The sequence below is a fragment of the Acinetobacter sp. YH12201 genome (assembly GCF_013418145.1).
Taxonomy (GTDB): Bacteria; Pseudomonadota; Gammaproteobacteria; order Pseudomonadales; family Moraxellaceae; genus Acinetobacter.
Genome location: NZ_VPCP01000163.1, coordinates 1 through 2053, shown reverse-complemented (window position 1 = coordinate 2053; position 2053 = coordinate 1). Strand labels below are relative to the sequence as shown.

General features: G+C 44.9%; 2 protein-coding genes. One reads left to right on the top strand and one right to left on the bottom strand.

Annotation, left to right across the window (positions count from 1 at the left end):
* Nucleotides 1–233: 233 nt before the first annotated feature.
* Nucleotides 234–1568 carry an IS4 family transposase gene (locus FTU91_RS16220; protein ID WP_180082847.1) on the top strand — a complete coding sequence of 445 codons (1335 nt, stop codon included), beginning with the start codon at nucleotides 234–236 and terminating at the stop codon, nucleotides 1566–1568.
* A 68-nt stretch (nucleotides 1569–1636) separates the two neighbouring features.
* On the opposite strand, the gene FTU91_RS16755 is transcribed toward FTU91_RS16220, so the two are convergent.
* Nucleotides 1637–1840 carry a hypothetical protein gene (locus FTU91_RS16755; protein ID WP_086197089.1) on the bottom strand — a complete coding sequence of 68 codons (204 nt, stop codon included), beginning with the start codon at nucleotides 1838–1840 and terminating at the stop codon, nucleotides 1637–1639.
* Between the last annotated feature and the right edge of the window lie 213 nt (nucleotides 1841–2053).

Here is a 2053-nt window from a genome sequence, read left to right as displayed (position 1 = left end):
AAAGTCGTTTGAATGATTTCTTCTTGGTCTACGTGCCATAAAATACTCCATATATTGATGTTTATAACATCATTTGAGGAGCAGAGTATCACTTATAGGAGTTGTTCAAATTTCCGGATCCATCTCTGACAATAAAAAAGCCCACCTTGTAATGCAATGCTGTTCACTTAAGCATTTGAAGCCTCGCGAAATTTATTAGAGAATCCGATGTCAGGTTTGGCATCGGATTTTTTATGGTGTTTCAGCAGGATCTTCTCGACCTCAACGGTCTATTTAACTTCTCGGATCTGAGTACCTTTACTCACAATATCCCCATTGAGTGGGTCGAATCCGCACTCAAGTTGAGCAGTTCAGCTACTATCCGCAGGCGACGCTTGCCTGCAGATCAAGTCCTCTGGCTGGTTTTTGGGATGGCAATTTTTCGGGATGAGCCCATCCATGAAGTGGCAAGAAGACTGAATATTTGCGCTCAGGGGTTAGCCTCTCTTGACCTGCTGGCACGTAGTGGGGTAACTGAAGCCCGTAAGCGTTTGGGTGCAAATCCTGTAGAGTGGCTATTTCGCCAGACGGGTCAATACTGGGGACATGAGCGATATCCAGATGATCAATGGCAGGGGCTTCAGGTCTTTGCTGTCGATGGTGCACTCTTCCGAACCCAGGATACGACTGATTTTCGTGAGCACTTTGGCTCAGGCAATACTTCTACACAGCGCCAGACGCCATTTCCGATGCTACGGCTCGTCGCGCTGATGAATGTGCGCTCACATACACTGGTCGATGCACAGATCAGTCCCTATCGCCGGGGCGAGATTCCTTTGGCTGCAAAGTTTATCTCCCAGATTCCGAATAACTCGATCACCTTGTTTGACAAGGGTTTTTGGAGTGCGGATTTATTGCTTTCACTCTCGATGCAAGGTCAAGGTCGTCACTGGCTGATTCCGGAGCGCAAAAATCTGAAAAGTGATGTGATCGAGACGTATGCAGAAGGTGACGTGCGGGTACGGATGAAAGTGTCACCCCAGGCAAGAAAGAAAAACCCGATGCTCCCCGAATACTGGGAAGTCAGGCAAGTGAGTTATGCTGTGCGGGGCGGACGAATAAAGACAGTTCTGACCTCGCTGCCGGCCGATCAATATCCTGCAAAGGATATCGCCAGGCTCTATCAAGAGCGTTGGGAAATCGAATTGGGTTTTCGGGATATCAAAAGCTCGATGCAGCATAATGCCATCACGCTTCGCAGCAAGACGGTAGAGCTGGTTTATCAGGAGTTGTGGGGTCTGTTGCTGAGCTACAATATTATTCGGCGAGAAGCGGCATTTGCAGCGGTAGCCTTTGGGCGTTCACCTTCGGATATCCGTTTTAAGCCTGCATGCCAGTACATAGCCGTTCAGCTGATTGTGATGGCGAATGCCAACCCTTTGTCAGGGACTGGCAGGCGGCTATCGGAGCTGAGATCAGGGATGGGTAGCCTGTTTCTGGAAAGGCGTTCGAGGCCAACAACACCCCGAACGGTTAAGATGTCAAAAACCCGTTATCCGGTAGATCACAATGCTGCTCCTCTTAAGTGAACAGCATTGCACCTTGTAATGAGCTTTTCAGTGATTAGGACATTACTTTATCAATTCATATAAATACATTAATCCATAGAATGGATACTGAATTCATCATTTTTTGCAAAAACAATAGATGTCAAGATTGGAATAGCCAAAATAATAGGAAATGAAATGATCCATATGTCCGTTGTTACCTTACTTGAAAATAAAAATTGAGTCGCGATAACAACCAGAATTAATAATGAAAACAAAATACTCGCGAATCGGATTACAAATTTGAGAGGCATTTGTCTGCTCCTAGGTGATTCTATTTGTTATTATAAAGTATACGCCTTCTCTTAAGTTATGTATTTTTTTTTTGAACGAAAAAAGTAAACTGAACCGTACCGGGTTTGTCGGAGAGTCAATATTCTGAGAGACTATCCCGATGACAAAATTAAAATATACCCCTGAAATCAGAGAAAGAGCGGTTCAATTATTGATTGAATCTGAAAAAGATT